We start from the raw sequence: 6,298 nt of genomic DNA, 5'->3' as shown, positions 1-6,298 counted from the left end.
ACTCACGCCGCCGCCACCCCCGCCGCCGCCGGCTCGCCCGCCACCAGGGGGCGCCGTTCGTGGCCGGGCTGGTAGTAGGCGAGGTCGGCCTCCATCAGGTGGTGGGGCAGGCCGCGGATCTCCAGGGTGTCGATCGAGGTCCAGTGCAGGCGCTGGAAGAAGCGCACGTTCTGGAGCTGCACCGTGGCCAGGAAGCGGTCGCAGCCCCAGCCGTTGGCCGTCGTCACCGCCTTCCAGATCAGGCCCTTGCCGATCTGGTTGTGGCGGCGGTGGTCGCCGTGCACCCCGAGCCGGCCGCCGTACCAGAGGCGGGGCCGCTCCTCCAGGATCCGCACCACCCCCACCACGCCGCTGCCGCTGCCGTCGCTGTGGTCGAGGGCGGCGATGGGATAGGCGTGGCGATCCCTCTCATCCCGGTCGGTGGCCTCGAACAGGTGCTGTTCCTGGCAGAAGATGGCGCTGCGCAGCTGCCAGTAGCCCTCCTCCAGGGGCGTGCTGCGCCGCAGCAGGTGGAAGGAGAAGCGCTGGGAGCTGGCCGTGGGCGAGAGGCGGAAGTCCTCGGCCTCGATCGCCACCCCGCGCCGCACCGAGGGGGTGAAGGCGGCCGGCGCCGAGCTGGGGCTGCGGCCGATGTCGTGGCTGGAGGGGTCGATGAAGAACATGGCCGCGCTCAGGGGGGGCCCGGCTCGGGGCCGGCTTCAAACAGGGACAGGGCCGAGCAGGCGCCGCACTTGGCGCAGCCGGCCGCCATGGCCTCGGACCTGAGGTCGGAGGCCCGCAACCGGTCTCCCACGGCCGTGTAGACGGCCACCATGAAGTCGGTGGTGGGGGCGGGATGGGCCTCCAGGGGGGTGCCGGCGATCGGCACGAAGGGCACCACGAAGGGGTAGACCCCCAGGGCGATCAGTCGCTCGCTCACCGCCACGATCGAGGCGGCGCTGTCCCCCAGACCGGCCAGCAGGTAGGTGGACACCTGGCCGCGGCCGAACACCGCCACGGCCTCGGCGAAGGCCTCCATGTAGCGCTCCAGCCCCAGCTCCGACTTGCCCGGCAGGATCCGCCGCCGCACCTCTTCCTCCACCACCTCCAGGTGCATGCCGAGGCTGTCGACGCCGGCGTCCTTCATGCGCCGGTACCAGGCCGGGTCTTCGGGAGGTTCGCACTGGGCCTGGATCGGCAGGTCCACCCGGGCCTTGACGGCGGCGGCGGTCTCGGCCATCAGCCGGGCGCCCCGGTCGTCGCTGTTGGGGGTGCCGGTGGTGAGCACCAGCTGGCGCACGCCATCAAGCCACACCGCCGCCTCGGCCACCTCCGCCACCTGGGCCGGGGTCTTTCGCACGAGGGTGCGGCCATCCTCCAGCGACTGCTCGATGGCGCAGAACTGGCACGACTGGGTGCGGTCGCGGAAGCGGATGCAGGTCTGCAGAAGGGTGGTGGCCAGCACGTCCCGGCCATGCAGCAGGGCGATCGAGCGGTAGGGGATGCCCTCGGCGGTGGCCAGGCCGTAGAAGCGCGGCTCGGGCGGGGTCTCCACGGCCAGGGCCGAGGCATCGCCGCCGGTGGCGACGCGGGCCGCCCCTTCCGTGCCGCTCACCTGCAGGCCGCCGCTGACGTCTGCTTCCAGCCGGTAGGGCGAGCTGCCGGCCAGGGCGTTGTAGACGGGCACCATCACCGTGGTGCCGTCGATGCTGAGGGCGCGGTGATCCGAGGGGCCGGCGCCGCCCCGGCGGCCGGGGTTGCCGGGCACCGCCGGGTCGACCACCCCGTGCACCTGCAGTTCGGTGAGCCGCCGGCCCAGGGCGCGGCGATCGTGCTCAGCCATGGTGCAGCTCCTCCAGCAGCGGCAGGCCCGGGGGCGCCTCAGCGGCAGCTCCGGCGGCGGCGAATCCGTTCAGGCCCGGCTGGGGGGGCCGCTCATGCAGCTGGCGGGCGGGGCTGCGGTCGATCAGCAGCCCCAGCAGGTCGGGGCGGCTGTAGTGGCCGACGCTGTCCATCATGCGTTTGCGTTTGGTGATCAGGCTCAGGTCGAGTTCGGCGATGGCCAGGCCCTCGCCATCGGGCAGCGGCCCGGCCAGGTAGCGGCCCTCCGGGCTGATCACCGCCGTGTGGCAGCCCCCCTGGCAGGCCTTCTGCAGCACCGGGTCGGGCGTGATCCGCTCGATGTCCTCCGGCTCCAGCCAGGCGGTGGAGGACACCACGAAGCAGCCGGCCTCGAGGGCGTGGTAGCGCAGGGTGACGGCGGTCTGCTCGGCGAAGATCGGCCCCACCAGCGAGCCGGGGAACTGGGCGCAGTGGATCTCCTCGCCCTGGGCCATCAGGCTGAAGCGGGCCAGGGGGTTGTAGTGCTCCCAGCAGGCCAGAGCGCCGATGCGCCCGAGGGCGGTGGGCACCACCTGCAGGCCGGCCCCATCCCCCTGGCCCCACACCATCCGCTCGTGATAGGTGGGGGTGAGCTTGCGGCGCTTCAGCACCAGCTCACCGGCCCCATCGATCAGCAGCTGGGCGTTGTAGAGGCTGCCCCCGTCCCGCTCGTTGATGCCCAGCAGCACGTGCAGGCCGAGCTGGCGGGCGGCGGCGGCGATCCGGACCAGGGCCGGGCCGGGCACCGTCACCGCCTGCTCATAGAGCTTCAGGTGCGACTTGCCCATCAGCACCGGCGGCTCCACGAAGGAGAAGTAGGGGTAGTAGGGGAGGAACGTCTCAGGGAAGACGATCAGCTCCGCCCCGGCCGCGGCGGCCTCCTCCATGGCCGCCACCAGCCGCGCCACCGATCCCTCCAGGCTGTAGAGCACCGGACGGATCTGGGCGGCGGCGACGGTGACCGTGGCGGGCATTCAGAGCGTCCAGGTGTCGAGGATGAAGGCGCCTTCCTTGCGGTGCAGCAGCACGATGTCGAGCACGTCGAGGGGGTTGACCGGGGTGATCCCGGGGATCAGGGCGCCTTCGCCGTGGCCGTAGAGGGCCTGGAGGGCGAAGCGGCAGGCGTAGACCTTGCCGCCCTGGTCCATGAACTTCTGGATGCGGGCGCCGAAGTTGAGGTGGCCGTCGAAGGCGGCGTCGCCCAGCTTGGGGAAGCCCCGCTGCAGCCCCAGGGTCACGCCCGGGCCGTAGAGCAGGATCGAGGTCTCGAAGCCCTTGTTGATCAGGCGGCTGGCCTGCAGCAGGTTGACCAGGCCGATGGAGCCCTCGAAGGCCACGGTGTGGAAGGTGACCAGGGCCTTCTCCCCGGGTTCGGCCTTGACGTCGGGGAAGACCTTCTCCTCGTAGTCGACGAGGAATTCACCCGTCTGGTTGGCGGGACGGCTGACCTGGGGCATGGGGACGTGCAGTCGGTGGAATCGGCATGGGGGACCGTGCCACGGATGAACTTTTGTTCTGTGTCGCCGATGCCACCGAATTCCGGCTCCCGCCCATGGCAAGGGACGGGGCGATCCGTGCCGGTCGTTACAGGAGGTATCGCCTGCGGCGGCCAGCATCGGCTCTCGTCTGGTGCCGGGGTTGGCTGTGGCTGGGGGTTCGGAGTCGGTGCAGCGGCACCCGGTGGTGGTGGTGGGCGGCGGTCAGGCGGGCCTGTCGGTCGCCCACTGCCTGCAGAAGCGGGGGGTGCGGCCCCTGGTGCTGGAGCGCCACCGCATCGGCCATGCCTGGGCCCGCCAGCGCTGGGAGTCCTTCTGCCTGGTCACCCCCAACTGGCAGTGCCGGCTCCCCGACTTCCCCTACGACGGCGACGACCCCGAGGGCTTCATGGGCCGCGAGGAGATCGTCCGCTACGTGCAGCGCTTCGCCGACCACATCCAGGTGCCCGTGCGCGAGGGCGTGGCGGTGAACCGCCTGCAGGCCAGCGGCACGGGGTTCCTGCTCTCCACCGATGAGGGCGCCATCGAGGCCGAGCAGGTGGTGGTGGCCACCGGCGGCTACCACCGCCCCAAGCGCCACCCCCTCGCCGCCCGCCTGCCGGAGGCGATCCTGCAGATCGATGCCCGCGACTACACCAGCCCCGCCACCCCTCCCGCCGGCCCGGTGCTGGTGGTGGGCAGCGGCCAGTCGGGCTGCCAGATCGCCGAAGACCTGCACCTGGCCGGCCGCCGGGTGCACCTGAGCGTCGGCAGCGCCCCCCGCTCCCCCCGCCGCTACCGCGGCCGCGACGTGGTCGACTGGCTCGATCGCATGGGCTACTACGCCATGCCGATCGACCAGCACGCCGATCCCAGGGCGGTGCGGGGCAAGACCAACCACTACCTCACCGGCCGCGACGGCGGCCGGGAGATCGACCTGCGCCGCCGCGCCCTCGAGGGGATGGTGCTGCACGGCCGCCTGGCCGACCTCGGCCACGACCGCATCCAGTTCGCCGGCGATCTGGCCGCCAACCTCGACGGCGCCGATGCCGTGCACAGCCGCATCTGCCGCAGCATCGACGACCACATCGCCAAAGAGGGCCTCGAGGCCGCCGAGGAAGCGCCCTACGTCCCCTGCTGGACCCCGCCCCCCGGTCCGCCGGAGCCCCTCGACCTGGCGGCCGAGCCGCTGGCGGCGGTGATCTGGTGCACGGGCTACAGCCCGGATTTCTCCTGGGTGGAGGTGCCCGTGTTCGACGGCGCCGGCCACCCCGTCCACGAGCGGGGGATCACCCGGGTGCCGGGGTTTTACGTCCTGGGCCTGCCCTGGCTGCACACCTGGGGCTCGGCAAGGTTCTGCGGCGTCGCTGACGATGCCGAGTACCTGGCCGAGGCGATTCGACTGCGGGCCTCGCACCGGGCCGCCAGCCAGGAGCGGCTGGAGTGCACCGCCCTGCTGGGCACCTGAGCCCTCAGGCCACCAGGGCCGACCAGGTGAAGGCCAGGCCGATGCCCATCAGCAGACCGGCGGTGATGTTGACCGCCCCGCTGGAGGCCCTGCGGCGCCAGCGCCGGACGGCCGTCAGGGCCACCGCCAGCAGCAGGCTCTGGCTCACCAGCAGACCCACCAGGTAGAAGCCGATCGGGGTCGGCTCCCAGCCGAGGACGGCGCCGCTGAGGGCGTAGCCGTGCAGCAGGAAGGCCGGCACCAGCACGCCCGGCGGCAGGCGCCGGGCCAGCACCAGGCCGGTGAGGGCCACCGACAGGGCCACCAGCGGCTCGATCCAGGGGACGCCCGGCAGGGCCAGCCCCAGGGCGTTGCCCACCAGGCCGCACCCCAGCAGGGCCAGCACCCAGCGGAAGGGCTGGACGATGCCCACCAGGCCGATGGCCAGCAGGAACAGCAGGTGGTCGGGGCCCAGGATCGGGTGGGCCAGGCCGCTCAGCAGGCCGGTGAGGACGCCGGGCTTCATGCCGGTCAGGTCCATCAGGTGGTGCGCCGAGGCCGGGGCGGCCAGCAGCAGGGGCAGGGCGGCCACAGCGACGAGGGCGATGGCCCGGGGGGCGAAGGGCCGGGCACCGGGTCGCGGGGCCAGGGAAGCCTGTTTCATGGGATGTCTCCGGTCCTCGCCGGAAGCGAAAGTTTCGAGTGGGGGTGAGCGTTCTGACTGAGGACGCCGGGGCGGGGGGCCACGGTGTCCATCACAGCTGCGGGACAGCGGCGGACTTGGGTCACCCCGCACCGCCTTTCCTCCTTGCGTCCTCCCCGTGAAGGGGAGGAACCTCCTGGGCGCCATCCTCCCCCCTGACCGGTCAGAAGCTGCGGTCATCGGGCGGCAACGTCACGGGCTGCGGGCACAATGGGCAAACGGTTCCCGGGGTCCACCTCCGGGAGGAAACGAGGAAAGTCCGGTGCACGGCAGGGTTCTCCCCTTCCTTCATTCCGGCGCTGTCCCGCAGCTGTGATGGGGTCACCCTCAGCCAGAACGCTCGCCGTGAACCGTTCCTTCCAACCCCGGCGCGGACCGGGACCCCCGATGACCCACTTCTCCCGCCTGCGCTCCTGGACCCTGCTGGGGGGCGCCGCCGCCCTCGGTTTTGTGCTCGTCGGCCAGCCCGCCCAGGCCCACGGCCTGGCCCACGGCGGCCTTGGCTACGGCTTCCTTCACCCGATCACCGGGGTGGATCACCTGCTGCTGCTGATCGGTGTCGGCGCCGCCGCCTCCTACGTCTCGGCCCAGCTGCTGCTCTGGGGTCTGGCCGGCGCGGTGCTGGGGGGACTGGCCGGTGCCATGGGCTTCACGATGCCCTTCGCCGAGGTGCTCGCCGCCCTGGCGATCTCGGCGGTGGCGCTGCTGATCCTGAACGCCCACCGCGAAGGCCGCAGCCCCGGCCTGGCCTTCGGTGGCGGCCTGGTGGCCGCGGCGGTGGCCCTGCACGGCGCCCTGCACGGCGGTGAGGCC

General features: G+C 72.4%; 7 protein-coding genes and 2 riboswitches. Of the genes, 2 read left to right on the top strand and 5 right to left on the bottom strand.

Annotated features, from left to right (window positions below):
- Window positions 1-2 precede the first annotated feature (2 nt).
- Genes VB737_RS05025 through VB737_RS05010 form a run of 4 tightly spaced genes read right to left on the bottom strand, consistent with a single transcriptional unit; the run spans window position 3 to window position 3,317 of the window.
- Window positions 3-662: an MSMEG_0567/Sll0786 family nitrogen starvation N-acetyltransferase gene (locus VB737_RS05025; protein ID WP_500311661.1), complete on the bottom strand. Its 660-nt coding sequence runs from the start codon at window positions 660-662 to the stop codon at window positions 3-5.
- Between the two features lie 8 nt (window positions 663-670).
- Window positions 671-1,822 (bottom strand): MSMEG_0568 family radical SAM protein, encoded by a 1,152-nt coding sequence (locus VB737_RS05020; protein ID WP_500311659.1) that lies wholly within the window; start codon window positions 1,820-1,822, stop codon window positions 671-673.
- Entirely contained in the window at window positions 1,815-2,834 is a 1,020-nt protein-coding gene (locus VB737_RS05015; protein WP_500311657.1) for a Nit6803 family nitrilase, read from the bottom strand. Before VB737_RS05015 ends, VB737_RS05020 begins: the two co-directional genes overlap by 8 nt.
- Window positions 2,835-3,317, bottom strand: coding sequence for an MSMEG_0572/Sll0783 family nitrogen starvation response protein (locus VB737_RS05010; protein WP_094585861.1), 483 nt, complete (start codon window positions 3,315-3,317; stop codon window positions 2,835-2,837).
- Window positions 3,318-3,504: 187 nt separating this feature from the next.
- On the opposite strand from VB737_RS05010, the gene VB737_RS05005 reads away from it, so the two are divergent.
- Window positions 3,505-4,803, top strand: coding sequence for an MSMEG_0569 family flavin-dependent oxidoreductase (locus VB737_RS05005; RefSeq protein ID WP_500311655.1), 1,299 nt, complete (start codon window positions 3,505-3,507; stop codon window positions 4,801-4,803).
- Between the two features lie 4 nt (window positions 4,804-4,807).
- On the opposite strand, the gene VB737_RS05000 is transcribed toward VB737_RS05005, so the two are convergent.
- Complete coding sequence (locus VB737_RS05000) at window positions 4,808-5,446, bottom strand: HupE/UreJ family protein (RefSeq protein ID WP_500311653.1); 639 nt, start codon at window positions 5,444-5,446, stop codon at window positions 4,808-4,810.
- 27 nt (window positions 5,447-5,473) lie between these two features.
- Window positions 5,474-5,637: riboswitch (cobalamin riboswitch) on the bottom strand.
- Between the two features lie 50 nt (window positions 5,638-5,687).
- A riboswitch (cobalamin riboswitch) is annotated at window positions 5,688-5,847 on the top strand.
- Between the two features lie 25 nt (window positions 5,848-5,872).
- On the opposite strand from VB737_RS05000, the gene VB737_RS04995 reads away from it, so the two are divergent.
- On the top strand, window positions 5,873-6,298 hold a 426-nt coding region (locus VB737_RS04995), incomplete at its 3' end, for a HupE/UreJ family protein (RefSeq protein WP_500311651.1).

It is taken from the genome of Synechococcus sp. BA-120 BA3 (assembly GCF_034931285.1).
Classification (GTDB): domain Bacteria; phylum Cyanobacteriota; class Cyanobacteriia; order PCC-6307; family Cyanobiaceae; genus Cyanobium.
This window is presented reverse-complemented; position numbering and strand designations above follow the sequence as displayed.